We start from the raw sequence: 15,322 nt of genomic DNA on the forward strand, positions 1-15,322 counted from the left end.
AAATGCGATCAATCCGTCTAGCCGTGGTGGTGTGGCTGCCCTTTTTGTTGCCGGTGATTTATCCCATGACTCTTGAGGCGGCGCAGTGGTCACAGGCCAGTTATGTCTGGGACAGCGAAACATTGCTTGATGCCGAACATCGCGCGTCCGAGCTTGATGCGCTGCACAAGGCCGGGATGGGCAAGATCTACCTGGGCCTCAAGTCTGCGCAGCTGAAGGACCTTGCCACGACGCGCCAACAACTCGCGCAACTGTTGGAGGCTGCGGCTGGCGAGGGCTTGCAGGTCAGTCTGTTGCTCGGTGATCCGGCCTGGATCGAGCCAGCACAGCGTCATCAACTCACCGATCTGCTGGCGAAGCTCAAAGGGCTTTCCTTCACCAGCCTGCACCTTGATCTGGAAGTCGAGCAGTTGGGTGTCCCCGTCCCGGACCAGCATTTGAAGGATTGGCTGGACACCTTGCGGGCGGCGTCCGCCGCCAGCCCATGGCCGGTAGAGATCTCCAGCCATCATCGCTGGTTCGCCGACGCCAACCCCGGCCAGACCTGTGTGCCCTGCGGGCTTCCCGAGGCGGGGGTGCGCCAGGTCAGCCTGATGATTTACACCCGCAACCCGAAAAACAGCGCACGCCTCGCAGAGCAGATCGCCAAGCGCTGGCCCGATCTGCAATTTCGCCTGGCGCAAAGCGCCGAACCGCAACTGGATGCCACGGAGTCGTGGGCTGGCGCATCAACTGAACAGTTGCAACACCAGAACAACGTCTGGCGCGAACAACTGCAACCACAAGGGATTGCCGGCATCGACTGGCAAGCCTGGCGAGACTTCCCAAAACGGTGAGCCGTCATGAAGATTCGTTTCGATAGTCGCAAAGAACTCTATCCGACCCAGGAGCAGGGCTTGAGCGTGCTCTATGCACCGGGTAAGCGCATGGCGTTTCGTGCGCGTTGGTATCTGATCCTGTTCCTGGTGGCGAGCCCGTTGATCTGGCTGGGTGGCAAGCTGGCTTACGGCATGCTGATGATCGACGCCCCAGCCCAACTGCGGCTGCAGATTCTCGAAGTGCGCGCACGGGATGCCGGTCGGGTCGAGCAGCTGTTTGTCGTGGCGGGTGATCAGGTGCGGGTCGATCAGCCGTTGGTCAACCTGGATAACCCCGAATGGCGAGCGCGACTGGCACAACTCGCCGCCATGCCGGCCAACAAGAATCCCGCCGTCGACGCGGCACTGAGCAGCAAGGAACGCCAGTTACTCATGACCCGCATCGGACGGGCAGGGGCGCGGATAAAGACGCTTCAGGAACTGGAGGGGCGAGGCGCCGTTTCTTCCGGTGAAGTGCTGGCTGCAGAGTCCGAGCTCGACGCCTTTCGGGCGGACCTGATGGCATTCGAGCGCCGCGAACAGCAAGCCCGCCAAGCGCCGTTGAGTGATCAACGCGAGATTGTCCAGATGAGCGCCGAGCAGCAATGGCTGAAAACGCGTCTTGCGGCATTACCCGTCAAGGCAGCCCAGAGCGGTCGAATTGCTGAAGTGCTGGTCACTCCCGGGGAAAACGTCGGTGCAGGCACGTTGCTGATGCGTCTGGAGCGACTGGAAGAGCCTTTGTTGTGGATCTATCTGGAGCCGCTGAACATCAGCTATGCCGCAATTGGCCAGCCGCTGCGGGTGCGGATGCCGGACGGCGAATGGCTGGCGGCGCATGTGGTTCAGGCGGTGGACAGCGCGGGTCGTACGCCGACAGTGTTGCGAGGCCCCTTTGCCGCCAGCGAAATGGGCCTGCAGGTTGCCGCACGGTTTGACAAGCCCTTGTCGCCACGCTGGCGAATCGATCAACTGCCGCTGAATGTGCGCTTTCCCACGGACTGGCAACAACTGTTCAGCGAAGGGCGCGAGCTCATCTCCGAACTGGGCGACCTCATCGCCCTGGATAAAACCGCCGCCATTGCGCAGGAAAGTAAATAGCCACGAATGGGGCGCGGCTCATGAACGCCGGCCCGGTGGATTGCGTTGAGTTGTCGGTTGAAGCAGATGTTCAGTCAGCACATCGTTCAAAAAGCGGAACTGGTCGTTGAGCCCGACCACTTCGTTGCTGAAGTGATGGTCGGCTGCCGGGATCAGCAGGGCTTCGAACTTTTTGTCGAACACCAGCGTCAACACTTTACGTGACTCGAATTGCTGCGAGTAAAAGTTGGTGCCGAATACCGGGAAGCTCACGGCGAGGGTGACGGCGTGGATCATGATGCGTGCTCCTCGGTTAGGAAGAACCAGGAAAATGCGCGCAACGTGACGGCGGTCAGGGCCAGGCAGGTCAGGAGATGGATCAGCATGATTCGCCCCTCCAGTACGGGGTTTCGAGTCGGGTTGAGGGTGATCCTACGCTGACGGTGGTTGAGCGGAAGGCATTCGCGGCGATGGTGGATATCGATGTTAGTGATGGTCGGTTTTTTGGGTGAACCTGAGGGCCTCATCGCTAGCAGGCTAGCTCCCACAGGGTTCGAGGGTGTTCACAAAATTGCCATTCGCCATCAATCACTGTGGGAGCTGGCCTGCTAGCGATGAGGCCCTCAGGTTCACCCAAAAACCTATACTCAAATCAGACTGTTTTAATCACCCAATCCCCCGCGCGGGGAACACTGTAGGAACCACGATCTTGAACCTGCGTTCGCTGATCGTCGCCGTGTTGGTGGTGTTGGCGGGATGCGCCACACCCGTGCGTGCCCCGGTGGTTGAGGTGCAGGTGGTCATTGCGCCCGAAGTCTGGCAACAAGTGGATCGGGAAATCGTCGCCGCGTCGCAATCGGCCACCGAGCAGACCAAAATCTACGCCCGTGGGGCCATGGATTACTGGCGAACCCGGGTCTATCAACTGACCGAAGAAAACTTCATTCCCTGGTTCAGCAGCTACTGGACGCAGGAATGGCTGTCGATGAAGGTCAGTTGGTACACCATCAGCGCCAAGGGCGAGCAGGATGCCGCGACCAAGCACCTGGCGGCCTATTTGCTTGAGCAATACCAGGAGCGCGTGCTGGCGCCGGCGGCGGTGGAGATTGATCCCGACGCGATTCTCGCCAAGGCCACGGCGTTCTACGTCGACATCCTTCAGGAAGAGCTGCAGAAAATCTCCCAGCGCCACGGCGTGCCGATGGCTCAACTCAACGGCCGGATCCAGAAAATCCCTGCCATTGCCCTGGGCCCTCCACCTGCCCGCGATGCATCGCTTTACCAGGTCGTGCACGCCCAGTCGCTGGACACGTTACCGGCATACGCCGCACTGATCGATAAGATCCACAAGGCGGGGGGCGACAAAGGCGTCGGTTCGACCGACACCGCCATGGCCCCGGTGGCCAAGCGCGCCAGTCAGCGCATGGAAGCGGAAATGGCCCCACGCGGTGCGGCCAGTGCCGTTGCGGCGGCGGCGGGCAAACTCGCCGGGGGTTTGATTACTGTGGGGGTGGCCGGGATTCGCGCGCTCATTCAGGCCGCCGACCGGCCGGACAGCGAGGCGCTGATTCGCAGCAGCCTGGGCAATACGTTCGACAAGGCGTGGACGAAGCTGGTGCAGAACCCGACCACCGGTGTCATGGCGGGGACGCTGTACATGGCGTCGCAGATCGAGGGCAACCTGGCGGGGAGTGCCGAAATACCGTCGGTCAGTTCGGGCAGCGGAGCGGTCGATTGGAGTCCGCCCGAATCGACTAACCCGCAGATCGACCCTCTACCCCCCGCAGGAGAATGACCATGTCTTACGTTGATGGCTTTGTGATTGCGGTGCCCACCGCCAACCGTAAAAAATTCCGGAAGCACGCCGAATCCGCCGCAGTGATTTTCAAAGAGTGCGGTGCCCTGAGCGTTGTCGAATGCTGGGGCGATGACGTGCCCGACGGCAAAGTGACCTCGTTTCCCTTGGCGGTGAAACTCAAGGAAGACGAAACCGTGGTGTTCTCCTGGATCGTCTGGCCGGACAAAGCCACCCGCGATGCCGGCATGCAAAAAATCATGGACGATCCGCGCATGCAGCAGGACGTCAACCCGATGCCGTTCGACGGCCAGCGGATGATCTTCGGCGGTTTCAATATCATTGTGAAGGCTTGAACGCGCGACGGGATCACTCCGGTGTCGGGGTGATCCTGCAACTCTTGCGATTGCGGATCTCATGGTCCGTCGGTCGCTCGCGGACGAACTCGAAACGCGGCTCACCTTCGCTATAGTGAACCAGCCAGCCCCAGTCCAGCTCGGACTCATCCTGACCCGGTTGCGGTGGCATCGCCCACCACGGCTCTTTGCTGATGATCTCTCGCATGGCCCCGTCCCGTTGATGCGGTTGGTTCAACTATAACGTGCATGTCAGGAGGTGCCAGGCGTGAGCGACGAAACCCATGAGCCGACAAAGCGACTGTTTTTCGCCCTGGACTGCCCGGCCCAGCAGCGCAAGGCCATTGCCCACTGGCGAGGCGCGTTGCCGCTGCGAAACGGGCGCTCGGTGCCGGCGGAGAACTTCCACCTGACGCTGATGTTTTTAGGTGCCGTGGAGGTGGCGCAGATCGCGGACATTTGCACGGCCGCCGGGAAAGTTCGTGTGCCGGGTGAACCGTTGAGGGTGGCACTGGATCGGCTGGAGGTCTGGCGTCGGTCAGCGGTATTGGTGCTCGCGCCGCAGCAGGCACCGCCGCCGTTATTGCGGCTGGTGTATGCGCTGGAACAGGCGATGTTGCCGTTTGGTCTGGAGGAGGCGCCGAAGGAGTTTCGCCCGCATTTGACGTTGATGCGCGACTTTCGGGTGCCGGTGCCTGAGTCCGTGACACCGCCGGAGTTTTATCTGCGGGCTGACCGGTTTGTGTTGTTCGAGTCCCATAAGGGCCGTTATCGAGCGCTGGCCGAGTGGCCGCTCGTTGCCCCATAAAAAAAGCGCCCGAGGAGGGCGCCCAAATTCACCTTAACCGAGGAAGCCAGGTGAGGCCGTTCTGCATGGGGGGGCAGCGGTGGTAAGGCGCTGCGTGAACGGAAAATGGTTAAAGCTGATAGCTGTGTTGACTGTTATGGCCTCATCGCGAGCAGGCTCGCTCCCACATTTGATCTGATGCGATAACAAGTTTCGCATCCGACACAACTCCACTGTGGGAGCGAGCCTGTCTCCGGGCGGCGTTCCGACGATGGCGGCTTGGAGCGAATTACTTACCGAGCTTCACCCGCGTCCAGCCCCGGGTCATTACCCGCTGGACACCAATCGGCATATCGGGAATCGCATACAACGTCGCCATTACTTCCTGGGACGGATACGACCCCGGGTCATCGCGAATCGATTCATCCACCAGCGGCGTCGCCGCGGCGTTGGCGTTGCTGTAGCCGATGTTGTTGGTGATCTCGGCAATGATGTCCGGGCGCATCAGGAAATTCATGAACAGGTAAGCGTTCTCGACGTTCGCCGCGTCCCGGGGGATCGCGACCATGTCGTAGAAACTGCCCGCGCCTTCTTTCGGAATGCTGTAGTCGATCTTCACGTCATTGCCGGCTTCTTGCGCGCGGGCCTTGGCCTGCAACACGTCACCGGAGTAACCGACCGCAACGCAGATGTTGCCGTTGGCCAGGTCGGAGATGTACTTCGAGGAATGGAAGTACGCCACCGACGGCCGGATCTTCATGAACAGCGCTTCAGCTTCGGCGATCTGGCCTTTGTCTTGCGAGTTCACCGGGTAACCCAGGTAGTGCAGGGCGGCCGGCAGCATTTCGGTCGGCGAGTCGAGGAAACTGATGCCGCAGGCTTTCAGTTTTTCCGCGTTTTCCGGTTTGAACAGCAAGTCCCAGGAGTTGGTCGGAGCATTGGCGCCGAGTACTTCCTTGACCTTGGCCGGGTTGAAGCCAATGCCGATCGAACCCCACATGTACGGGAAGGCGTGATCGTTGCCCGGGTCGCTGGCGGACGCGTTTTTCAGCAGCACCGGATTGAGGTTTTTCCAGTTGGTCAGCTTCGACTTGTCCAGTTCCTGGTAGACGCCAGCCTTGATCTGCTTGGCCAGGAAACTGTTGGACGGCACGACGATGTCGTAACCGGACTTGCCGGCGAGCAACCGTGCTTCGAGGGTTTCATTGCTGTCGAACACATCGTAGGTCACGCGAATGCCGGTCTCGTCTTCGAACTTCTTGACGGTGTCCGGTGCGATGTAATCCGACCAGTTGTAGACACGCAGAACCTTGTCATTGGCCTGGGCGCCAGTGGCGATTGCGCCCAATAGGGACAGTGTCAGCAGAGTCCTGCCAAACATTTTCATCGGTACAACTCCAATTCTCTTTTTATTCAAAATCACAAAGCAAAAATGCAGTGAACGTAAAACCGGTGCAGCAAACACAAAATCTGTGCGGTGACACAAACCTTGTGGCGAGGGAGCTTGCTCCCGCTTGAGTGCGCAGCACTCACAAAATTGGCCAGGTTGCCAACAATCAGGGGTCGCTTCGCAACCCGGCGCGAACAAGCTCGCTCGCCACAGGTCCGTGTTTAATCAATTCATCAGCGGCGGCTTCAAGCCGTTGCGCCCGCCATCTGCTTCGCAGGCTGCTGCCACGATTCGCTCGCGGTCTGGTCCATCGCTTCCTGGATCGCACGTTTACGGGTGGCTTCGGCGCGGCGGCTGAAGTACCAGACCATGAACGTCACAATCGAAACCGCCAACAGAATCAGACTGGCCACGGCGTTGATCTCAGGCTTCACGCCCAGGCGCACCGCCGAGAACACTTCCATCGGCAAGGTCGTCGACCCCGGGCCCGACACGAAGCTCGCCAACACCAGGTCATCCAGCGACAAGGCAAACGACATCATGCCGCCGGCCGCCAGTGACGGCGCGATCATCGGAATGGTGATCAGGAAAAACACCTTGAACGGTTTCGCCCCCAGGTCCATGGCCGCTTCTTCGATGGACAAGTCCAGCTCGCGAAGGCGGGCGGAGACTACCACTGCCACATAAGCGGCACAAAACGTGGTGTGTGCGATCCAGATGGTGACGATGCCACGCTCCATCGGCCAACCGATCAACTGCGCCATGGCCACGAACAGCAGCAACAGCGACAGACCGGTGATCACTTCAGGCATCACCAACGGCGCGGTCACCAGGCCGCCGAACAGCGTGCGGCCCTTGAAGCGCGTCACACGAGTCAGCACAAACGCCGCCAACGTGCCCAGCGCTACCGCCGCAATCGCGGTGTAGCAGGCGATTTCCAGCGAGCGCACCACCGAGCCCATCAGTTGCGTGTTATCGAGCAAACCGGCGTACCACTTGAACGACCAGCCACCCCACACCGTCACCAGCTTGGAGGCGTTGAACGAGTAGATCACCAGGATCAGCATCGGCAGGTAAATAAACGACAGGCCGAGCACCAGCATCATTTTTGAAAAACCGAAACGTTTCATCCCCGTGCCTCCATCTCTTTGGCCTGGCTGCGGTTGAACAGCAGAATCGGCACAATCAGGATCAACAGCATCACCACCGCCAGGGCAGACGCCACCGGCCAGTCGCGGTTGTTGAAGAACTCTTGCCACAGCACACGCCCGATCATCAGGGTTTCCGGGCCACCCAGCAGCTCAGGAATCACGAACTCACCGACCACCGGAATGAACACCAGCATGCAGCCGGCGATGATCCCGTTCTTGGCCAACGGCACGGTGATTTTCCAGAAGTTGTTGAAGTTGCTCGACCCCAGGTCCGACGCGGCTTCCAGCAGGCTGCCGTCGTGCTTGACCAGGTTGGCGTACAGCGGCAACACCATGAACGGCAGATACGCATACACCACACCGATATAGACGGCGGTGTTGGTGTTGAGGATCTCGATCGGGTGATCCGTCAGCCCGGTCCACATCAGGAACGCATTGAGCAGACCGTTGTTGCTGAGGATGCCCATCCACGCATACACGCGGATCAGGATCGCGGTCCAGGTCGGCATCATGATCAACAGCATCAGGACGTTTTGCGTTTCCTTGTTCGCCTTGGTAATGGCGTAAGCCATTGGAAAGCCGATCACCAGGCACATCAGCGTGCTGAAAAACGCGACCTTCAACGAGCCGAGGTAGGCCGAGATGTACAGCTCATCGTCGGTCAGCAGCACATAGTTGCCGACGTTCAGAAACAGCTGGAATTTCTGTTCGGCGTAGGTGTAGATCTCGGAATAAGGAGGAATGGCCAGCGCCGCTTCCGAAAAGCTGATCTTCATCACCAGGAAGAACGGCAACAGGAAAAACAGGCACAGCCACAGGAATGGAATCCCGATGACGAGCTTGCGACCACTCGGCATCAGCCGCATGAACTGCTGATTGAGTGTTTTCATGAGCGCAGTACCACGCCGCTGTCGTCTTCCCACCACACGTAGACTTTGTCGTCCCAGGTCGGACGCGCGCCACGGCGTTCGGCGTTGGCCATGAACGACTGCACGACTTTGCCGCCAGGCAATTCCACGTAGAACACCGAGTGACCGCCGAGGTAGGCGATGTCATGCACCTTGCCCTGGGACCAGTTGTAGCGGGTGTCGGGTTGAGTGGTGCTGACCAGCATTTTTTCCGGACGGATCGCGTAGGTGATCGACTTGTCCTGCACCGAAGTGCTGACGCCGTGACCGACGTAGATCTTCTGCTCGAGGTCCGGGCTGTGAATGATCGCGTGACCTTCCAGGTCTTCCACAACGGTGCCTTCGAAGGCGTTCACGTTGCCGATGAATTCGCAGACCATGCGGCTGACCGGTGCTTCATAGATGTCGACCGGGCTGCCGATCTGGGCGATCCAGCCCAGGTGCATGATCGCGATGCGCTGGGCCATGGTCATGGCTTCTTCCTGGTCGTGGGTCACCATCACGCAGGTCACGCCCACGCGTTCGATGATTTCCACCAGTTCCAGTTGCATCTGCGAGCGCAGCTTTTTATCCAGCGCGCCCATCGGTTCGTCGAGCAGCAACAGCTTCGGACGTTTGGCCAGGGAGCGAGCCAGGGCGACACGCTGACGCTGACCGCCGGACAACTGGTGCGGTTTGCGCTTGGCGTACTGGGTCATGTGCACCAGGCGCAGCATTTCTTCAACCCGGGCGTCGATTTCACTGGCGGACAGACGATCCTGCTTCAGGCCGAAAGCGATGTTCTGCGCCACCGTCATGTGCGGGAACAGCGCGTACGACTGGAACATCATATTGATCGGCCGCTCATAGGGCGGCATGTCGGTGATGTCGACACCGTCGAGCAGAATCCGGCCTTCGGTCGGGCGCTCGAAACCTGCGAGCATGCGCAGCAGGGTCGATTTGCCGGAACCGGAACCGCCGAGCAGGGCGAAGATCTCGCCTTGATGAATCTCGAGCGAGACATCATCCACTGCGCAGGTTTCGTCGAATTTCTTGGTGACGCGGTCGACTTTCACCAACACCTTTTTCGATGTCTGGTGACCTTCAAGAGCCTTCCTGTAAATGCTGGAGGCGTTTGCCATGTGAAACTCCCAACAGGTTTCGTTCGTCGGGCCAACGCGGCCTGACTTAATAGTTGATTGCAAGCCCGGGGGCGGGTAACGCCGACCACTGTAGGAGCGAGCTTGCTCGCGATGAACGCCAACGATGACGCGGGCTGTCTGAATGCCCGCGTAGTCCGGGCATCCATCGCGAGCAGGCTCGCTCCTACAGGGAATTGCGTTGCCTGTCCGTTCGGGCTTATTCGGCGCCGCCATCCTGGCTGCCTGGTCGTGCTTGTTGTTATTGCGGTGTTTCGTTTTCGCGAGGCACGGATGCGCAAAAGCCCATCCGCCAACCTCACGGGGCAGTCAATGTTTGGTGTTTTAAGTCAGCGGTTTTTGCGCAGCGCAGCCCGTCGCCGACAGGCATCGCCGAACGCCTGGAAAATACTCAAATAAGGAGGATTCGAAAGCACCTGCCATTCCGGGTGCCACTGCACACCGACGGCGAACGTCGGGCTGTGTTCCACCGAAATCGCCTCGATCAGGCCGTCCGGCGCAATCGCTTCGGCGCGCAGGCCGGGAGCGAGTCGGTCGACGCCCTGGCTGTGAATCGAATTGACCATGAACTGCGCCGGCAACTCCAGCGCTTCGAACACGCCACCCGGTTGCACCGTCACGGCATGGGCCGGGGCGTATTGCACCGCCAGTTCCGGGCTGTCCACTTCGCGGTGATCGAGCATGCCCGGCAGCTCATGCACCTTCTGGTGCAGGCTGCCGCCGAACGCGACGTTCATTTCCTGGAAGCCACGGCAGATGCCGAGCACCGGAACGCCCGCCGCAATGGCTGCACGTAATAAAGGAAGGGTCGTGGCATCCCGCGCCGGATCGTGATCCGTGCCGGGGGCGCTGGCCGGGCCTTGATAGTGGAAGGGTTCCACATTCGACGGCGAGCCGGTCAGCAGCAGACCGTCGAGCTGCGCAAGCAGATCATCGATTTCGGTCATGTCGCCTAAGGAAGGAATGACGACGGGCAGCCCCAAAGCCGCGACGCTGACAGCACGCAAGTACTTGTCGCCGCTGACATGGTAGGGGTGCAGGCCAATCTGTTTGACGCACGCTGTAACGCCGATCAATGGCTTGAGTGCCATTTTTATCACCTCGAAGTTTCACACTTGAACGAGCTTTTCCGGAGCTTAGCCTTGTTGATTTTAATTAACAACTCTCATGTAAAAAATTCTAAACGCCGTACGTCCGATCCCCAGTATTTACGCGGTTCCCACGACTGATCTGGCACTCTCGTCCCCATAAGAGGCCCGAAAATAAAGGTTGAAAGGCCAAGTGTTCGCTATTGACTTCACTTTGCCGTTCGGGTTGACTGGGCTCGTTGCAAGGTAGTGAACATAATAATTAACAGCTAATAGGTGCATCATGTCGGTCCCTCTGCGTGCCGTTCAACTCAACGAAGCAAACGCATTCCTTAAGAAATATCCTGAGGTTTTGTACGTCGACCTTCTGATTGCGGATATGAACGGTGTGGTGCGCGGCAAGCGCATCGAGCGCACCAGTCTTCATAAGGTTTACGAAAAAGGCATCAACCTCCCGGCGTCGCTGTTTGCCCTGGACATCAACGGTTCTACCGTGGAAAGCACTGGCCTGGGCCTGGACATCGGCGACTCTGACCGGATCTGCTTCCCGATCCCGGGCACCCTGAGCATCGAGCCGTGGCAAAAACGCCCGACCGCTCAGTTGCTGATGACCATGCACGAACTGGAAGGCGAGCCGTTCTTCGCCGATCCGCGGGAAGTGCTGGCCAATATCGTGCGCAAATTCGACGATCTGGGCCTGACCATCTGCGCGGCGTTCGAACTCGAGTTCTACCTGATCGACCAGGACAACGTGAACGGCCGTCCGCAGTCGCCGCGTTCGCCGGTATCGGGCAAGCGTCCGGTGTCGACCCAGGTTTACCTGATCGATGACCTCGACGAATACGTCGATTGCCTGCAAGACATTCTTGAAGGTGCGAAAGAGCAGGGCATTCCTGCCGACGCCATCGTCAAGGAAAGTGCCCCGGCACAATTCGAAGTGAACCTGCATCACGTCAATGACCCGATCAAGGCCTGCGACTACGCGGTGTTGCTCAAGCGTCTGGTGAAAAACATCGCCTACGACCACGAGATGGACACCACGTTTATGGCCAAGCCGTATCCGGGCCAGGCGGGCAACGGTCTGCACGTGCACATTTCGATTCTCGACAAAGAAGGCAACAACATCTTTGCCAGCGAGGATCCCGAGCAGAACGCCGCGCTGCGACACGCGATCGGCGGTGTGCTCGAGACCCTGCCTGCGCAGATGGCTTTCCTGTGCCCGAACGTCAACTCGTACCGTCGTTTCGGCGCACAGTTCTACGTGCCGAACTCGCCGAGCTGGGGCATCGACAACCGTACTGTAGCGGTACGTGTGCCGACCGGTTCTGCCGACGCCGTGCGCATCGAGCACCGCGTGGCCGGTGCCGACGCCAACCCGTACCTGCTGATGGCCTCGGTCCTGGCCGGTATTCACCACGGCCTGACCAACAAAATCGAGCCGGGTGCCCCGGTCGAAGGCAACAGCTACGAGCAAAACGAGCAGAGCCTGCCGAACAACCTGCGCGATGCACTGCGCGTGCTGGACGACAGCGAAATCATGGCCAAATACATCGACCCGCTGTACATCGACGTGTTCGTGGCGTGCAAGGAAAGCGAGCTGGCCGAGTTCGAGAACTCCATCTCGGACCTTGAGTACAACTGGTACCTGCACACCGTTTAAGGGCTGTCACTCAACCTGTGGCGAGGGAGCTTGCTCCCGCTGGGTCGCGAAGCGACCCCTCTTTCTAGCTCAAAAGAAGAGGACTGCTGCGCAGTCCAGCGGGAGCAAGCTCCCTCGCCACAAGTTATTCATTGCGCATCCCATCGGTTAACACGACCACCTATTCCCCTGCGTCGAGTCACAACAATGACAAACACTCGCAGCGACTGGGAGCAACGCTTCCAGTCCCTAACACTCGAAGGCCGCGCCTTCATCGACGGTCAATACCGCGCAGCACTGAGCGGTGACACCTTCGAATGCATCAGCCCGGTTGACGGCCGCTTCCTGGCCAACGTCGCGAGCACCGACGAAGCCGACGCCAACGAGGCTGTCGCCGTCGCGCGCCGCACGTTCGACTCCGGCGTCTGGGCCCATCTTGCCCCGGCCGAGCGCAAGCGCATCCTGATCCGCTTCGCCGACCTGATCCTGGCCAACCGGGAAGAACTGGCCCTGCTCGAAACCCTCGACATGGGCAAGCCGATCAGCGACTCGCTGAACATCGACATTCCGGCGACCGCGAACGCGATCCGCTGGAGCGCCGAAGCCATCGACAAGATCTACGACGAAGTCGCGGCCACCCCACACGATCAACTCGGCCTCATCACCCGCGAACCTGCCGGTGTCGTTGCTGCCATCGTGCCGTGGAACTTCCCGTTGATCATGGCCAGCTGGAAGTTCGCCCCAGCCCTGGCGGCCGGCAACTCGTTCATCCTCAAGCCTTCGGAAAAATCGCCGCTGACCGCGATCCGCATCGCTCAGCTTGCTCTTGACGCTGGCATCCCGAAAGGCGTGTTCAACGTCCTGCCGGGCTTCGGTCACACCGTCGGCAAGGCGCTGGCGTTGCATATGGACGTCGATGTGTTGGCCTTCACCGGCTCGACCGCGATTGCCAAGCAACTGCTGATCTACGCCGGGCAAAGCAACATGAAGCGCGTTTGGCTGGAAGCGGGCGGGAAAAGCCCGAACGTGGTGTTCGCTGACGCACCGGATTTGCGCGCGGCAGCCCAGGCGGCGGCCAGCGGGATTGCCTTCAATCAGGGCGAAGTCTGCACCGCCGGTTCGCGTTTGCTGGTCGAGCGTTCGATTCGCGAGCAGTTCATCCCGCTGCTGGTGGAAGCGCTGCAAGCCTGGAAACCGGGGCACGCCCTCGATCCGGACACCACCGTCGGCGCCGTCGTCGATCAGCGTCAACTGGACAACGTGTTGCGTTACGTCCAGATCGGTAAAGACCAGGGCGCGCAACTGATCGCGGGCGGCAGTCGCACCCTCGAAGCCACCGGTGGCCTGTACGTGGAACCGGCGATTTTCGACGGCGTGACCAACGCCATGACCATCGCCCAGGAAGAAATCTTCGGCCCGGTGCTGTCCATGATCACCTTCGACAGCGAAGAAGAAGCCCTGGCCATCGCCAACGACAGCATCTTCGGCCTGGCCGCCGGCGTCTGGACCAGCAACCTGAGCAAGGCCCACACCTTCGCGCGCGGTTTGCGCGCCGGCAGCGTCTGGGTCAACCAGTACGACGGCGGCGACATGACCGCGCCGTTTGGCGGGTACAAGCAGTCGGGTAACGGTCGGGACAAATCGCTGCACGCGTTCGACAAATACACCGAACTCAAAGCGACCTGGATCAAGCTCTAATACTTCTACAACGGCGGTCGCCGGCGAGTGTCGGCGGCCATCGGAGAAACCTATGAAACAAGCACATGTAAACAGCTACTACGCCGCCACCCGCAACTTCACCGGCGACTTTCCGGTGCTGGAACAAGCGGTCGATTGCGACGTCTGCATCATCGGCGCCGGCTACACCGGTTTGTCCTCGGCCCTGTTCCTGGCAGAAGCCGGCTACAGCGTGACCGTGCTTGAAGCCGCCAAAGTCGGTTTCGGCGCCAGCGGTCGCAACGGCGGTCAACTGGTCAACTCCTACAGCCGCGACGTCGACGTGATCGAAGAGCGCTACGGCGACAAGACCGCCGAAGTCCTCGGCAGCATGATCTTCGAAGGCGCCGACATCATTCGTCAGCGCATACAGCACTACGACATCCAGTGCGACTACAAGCCGGGCGGCATCTTCGCTGCGCTGAACAAGAAGCAGCTCAAGGGCCTGGCCGAGCAGAAAAAAAGCTGGGAACGCTACGGCAACAAGAACCTGAAAATGCTCGACGCGGCTGACATCAAGCGCGAAGTCGGTTGCGACAACTACGTCGGCGGCCTGCTCGACATGCAGGGCGGCCACATCCACCCGCTGAACCTGGCGCTCGGCGAAGCTTCGGCCATCATCGGCTTGGGCGGCAAGATCTACGAGCAATCGGCCGCGGTGGAAATCACCTACGGCGAACCGATCACCGTGCGCACCGCCAAAGGCCAGGTCCGCGCCAAGTACCTGCTGATCGCCGGTAACGCCTACCTGCCGCAAGACCTCGACAACCGTGTCACGCGCAAAAGCATGCCGTGCGGCTCGCAAATCGTCGTCACCGAACCGTTGTCCGAGAAGGTTGCGCGCAGCCTGATCAAAAACAACTACTGCGTCGAAGACTGCAACTACCTGCTCGACTACTACCGCCTCACGGCCGACAACCGCCTGCTGTATGGCGGCGGCGTGGTCTACGGTGCGCGCGAGCCGGACGACATCGAGCAACTGATCAAGCCGAAAATCCTCAAGACCTTCCCGCAACTGAAGGACGTGAAGATCGACTACCGCTGGACCGGCAACTTCCTGCTGACCATGTCGCGTATGCCGCAATTCGGTCGCATCGAGAAAAACGCCTACTTCATGCAAGGCTATAGCGGCCACGGCGTCACCTGCTCGCACCTGGCCGGTAAACTGATCTCGGAAATGATCCGCGGCGACGCCGAACGCTTCGATGCCTTCGCCTCGCTCCCGCACATGCCGATGTTCGGCGGCCGCACCTTCCAGGCCCCGCTCACCGCCATGGGCGCCGCGTACTACGCGCTGCGCGATCGTTTCGGCATTTAACCCAACGCAATCCCCTGTAGGAGCGAGCTTGCTCGCGATGACGGTGGCACATTCAATAATGATGTCGCCTGAAACACCGCCATCGCGAGCAGGCTCAC

The 15,322-nt window shown here is 60.1% G+C and carries 15 protein-coding genes; 8 read left to right on the top strand and 7 right to left on the bottom strand.

Annotation, left to right across the window (positions count from 1 at the left end; translation table 11 throughout):
- The first annotated feature begins 2 nt into the window (after window positions 1–2).
- Entirely contained in the window at window positions 3–836 is an 834-nt protein-coding gene (locus EJA72_RS15375; protein WP_157712283.1) for a hypothetical protein, read from the top strand.
- Between the two features lie 6 nt (window positions 837–842).
- Window positions 843–1,958: an HlyD family secretion protein gene (locus tag EJA72_RS15380; protein ID WP_157712284.1), complete on the top strand. Its 1,116-nt coding sequence runs from the start codon at window positions 843–845 to the stop codon at window positions 1,956–1,958.
- Window positions 1,959–1,976: 18 nt separating this feature from the next.
- Here the strand turns inward: EJA72_RS15380 and EJA72_RS15385 are convergent, their stop codons facing one another.
- On the bottom strand, window positions 1,977–2,234 hold the full coding sequence (locus tag EJA72_RS15385) for a hypothetical protein (protein WP_157712285.1): 258 nt from the start codon (window positions 2,232–2,234) through the stop codon (window positions 1,977–1,979).
- 412 nt (window positions 2,235–2,646) lie between these two features.
- Here EJA72_RS15385 and EJA72_RS15390 point away from each other — a divergent pair, with 412 nt between their 5' ends.
- Both EJA72_RS15390 and EJA72_RS15395 read left to right on the top strand, forming a co-directional pair.
- The gene (locus EJA72_RS15390; protein ID WP_157712286.1) at window positions 2,647–3,732 is read left to right on the top strand and encodes a hypothetical protein; all 1,086 of its coding nucleotides are present in this window, start codon (window positions 2,647–2,649) and stop codon (window positions 3,730–3,732) included.
- A gap of 2 nt (window positions 3,733–3,734) precedes the next feature.
- Window positions 3,735–4,088, top strand: coding sequence for a DUF1428 domain-containing protein (locus tag EJA72_RS15395; protein WP_157712287.1), 354 nt, complete (start codon window positions 3,735–3,737; stop codon window positions 4,086–4,088).
- 13 nt (window positions 4,089–4,101) lie between these two features.
- Here the strand turns inward: EJA72_RS15395 and EJA72_RS15400 are convergent, their stop codons facing one another.
- Window positions 4,102–4,296, bottom strand: a complete 195-nt coding sequence (locus tag EJA72_RS15400; protein WP_157712288.1) for a hypothetical protein — start codon at window positions 4,294–4,296, stop codon at window positions 4,102–4,104.
- 60 nt (window positions 4,297–4,356) lie between these two features.
- On the opposite strand from EJA72_RS15400, the gene thpR reads away from it, so the two are divergent.
- Entirely contained in the window at window positions 4,357–4,896 is a 540-nt protein-coding gene (gene thpR, locus EJA72_RS15405) for an RNA 2',3'-cyclic phosphodiesterase (protein ID WP_178129383.1), read from the top strand.
- 268 nt (window positions 4,897–5,164) lie between these two features.
- Here thpR and EJA72_RS15410 read toward each other — a convergent pair whose 3' ends face one another.
- The 5 genes from EJA72_RS15410 to EJA72_RS15430 form a co-directional block, all read right to left on the bottom strand.
- Window positions 5,165–6,262 carry a polyamine ABC transporter substrate-binding protein gene (locus EJA72_RS15410; protein WP_157712289.1) on the bottom strand — a complete coding sequence of 366 codons (1,098 nt, stop codon included), beginning with the start codon at window positions 6,260–6,262 and terminating at the stop codon, window positions 5,165–5,167.
- 248 nt (window positions 6,263–6,510) lie between these two features.
- Window positions 6,511–7,395 carry an ABC transporter permease subunit gene (locus EJA72_RS15415; protein ID WP_157712290.1) on the bottom strand — a complete coding sequence of 295 codons (885 nt, stop codon included), beginning with the start codon at window positions 7,393–7,395 and terminating at the stop codon, window positions 6,511–6,513.
- Entirely contained in the window at window positions 7,392–8,273 is an 882-nt protein-coding gene (locus EJA72_RS15420) for an ABC transporter permease subunit (RefSeq protein ID WP_178129385.1), read from the bottom strand. Before EJA72_RS15420 ends, EJA72_RS15415 begins: the two co-directional genes overlap by 4 nt.
- Window positions 8,274–8,302: 29 nt before the next feature.
- Complete coding sequence (potA, locus tag EJA72_RS15425) at window positions 8,303–9,445, bottom strand: polyamine ABC transporter ATP-binding protein (RefSeq protein ID WP_157712292.1); 1,143 nt, start codon at window positions 9,443–9,445, stop codon at window positions 8,303–8,305.
- 347 nt (window positions 9,446–9,792) lie between these two features.
- Window positions 9,793–10,554 carry a gamma-glutamyl-gamma-aminobutyrate hydrolase family protein gene (locus EJA72_RS15430; RefSeq protein WP_157712293.1) on the bottom strand — a complete coding sequence of 254 codons (762 nt, stop codon included), beginning with the start codon at window positions 10,552–10,554 and terminating at the stop codon, window positions 9,793–9,795.
- 280 nt (window positions 10,555–10,834) lie between these two features.
- On the opposite strand from EJA72_RS15430, the gene EJA72_RS15435 reads away from it, so the two are divergent.
- The 3 genes from EJA72_RS15435 (at window position 10,835) to EJA72_RS15445 (ending at window position 15,224) form a co-directional block, all read left to right on the top strand.
- The gene (locus EJA72_RS15435; RefSeq protein ID WP_157712294.1) at window positions 10,835–12,211 is read left to right on the top strand and encodes a glutamine synthetase family protein; all 1,377 of its coding nucleotides are present in this window, start codon (window positions 10,835–10,837) and stop codon (window positions 12,209–12,211) included.
- A 186-nt stretch (window positions 12,212–12,397) separates the two neighbouring features.
- Window positions 12,398–13,888 (top strand): aldehyde dehydrogenase, encoded by a 1,491-nt coding sequence (locus tag EJA72_RS15440; RefSeq protein ID WP_157712295.1) that lies wholly within the window; start codon window positions 12,398–12,400, stop codon window positions 13,886–13,888.
- A 52-nt stretch (window positions 13,889–13,940) separates the two neighbouring features.
- Window positions 13,941–15,224 carry an FAD-binding oxidoreductase gene (locus EJA72_RS15445; RefSeq protein WP_157712296.1) on the top strand — a complete coding sequence of 428 codons (1,284 nt, stop codon included), beginning with the start codon at window positions 13,941–13,943 and terminating at the stop codon, window positions 15,222–15,224.
- Window positions 15,225–15,322: the final 98 nt, after the last annotated feature.

This window comes from Pseudomonas sp. PB120, assembly GCF_009761815.1.
Classification (GTDB): domain Bacteria; phylum Pseudomonadota; class Gammaproteobacteria; order Pseudomonadales; family Pseudomonadaceae; genus Aquipseudomonas.